An 833-nucleotide genomic window follows, 5' to 3' on the forward strand; every position below is an offset into this window, starting at 1 on the left:
ACTAGGGCGTGTTAACACTAATTCCCAAAATGGAGTTGACGGGCGACACTGTCGTGCATGGAAATTACGCCCGAACAGTTTGCTCGTATCGCACACTGCCTGCCGACTCAACGCGGTAATGTGAGCATGACCAACCTTCAGGTGGTCAATGCCATGCTTTACGTGGCTGAGCACGGTTGCAAATGGCGTGGCCTGCCCAAAAGGTTTGGCAACTGGCACACCATCTACACACGCATGCGCCGCTGGGAGAAGGCTGGTGTGCTGGACAAGATGTTCCAGGAGCTCCAGCGCGAGCAGGTAGTGCGCATTCGCATCGAAGCCGTTTCGCTCGACTCCACCAGCATCAAGGTTCATCCAGATGGCACCGGCGCGTTAAAAAAAACGGCCCTCAATCCATCGGAAAGTCCCGAGGCGGATGGAACACCAAGGTTCATCTGGTTGCCGCGGATGCTCGAACGGCCGTGACTTTCAGTCTGTCGCCCGGACAGGCGCATGATGCCCCTGAGGGCCGCCGTCTCCTGCAAAGCTTGGGGCCAACGAGTCGGCCAATCCACCTGCTCATGGACCGTGCGTACGAAGGAAACGAAACACGCCAATTGGCCCTGGACTTGGGGTTCATTCCCGTCGTTCCTCCAACGCGGACACGCCTCGACCCCTGGGAATACGACCGGGCCATGTACCGGCGGCGCAATGAAGTCGAGCGGTTGTTCCGGCGCCTGAAAGGCTATCGGCGAATCTTCTCCCGGTTCGAGAAGCTCGACGCCATGTTTCTCGGCTTCCTCAGCTTTGTCTTGGTGGCGGATGGACTTCGCGGTTTGTGTTAACAGGCCCTA

At 58.1% G+C, this 833-nt stretch carries 1 protein-coding gene; it reads left to right on the forward strand.

Features of this window, described 5'->3' with window-relative positions; genetic code table 11:
* The first annotated feature begins 57 nt into the window (after positions 1–57).
* A protein-coding gene (locus AAHB17_RS24510; protein ID WP_342133675.1) for an IS5 family transposase occupies positions 58–824 on the forward strand; the annotation gives its coding sequence in 2 pieces (ribosomal slippage) (positions 58–373 and positions 373–824; 768 coding nt in all).
* The last annotated feature ends 9 nt before the right edge of the window (positions 825–833 follow it).

The organism is Hydrogenophaga sp. OTU3427, from assembly GCF_038440225.1.
GTDB lineage: Bacteria > Pseudomonadota > Gammaproteobacteria > Burkholderiales > Burkholderiaceae_C > Hydrogenophaga.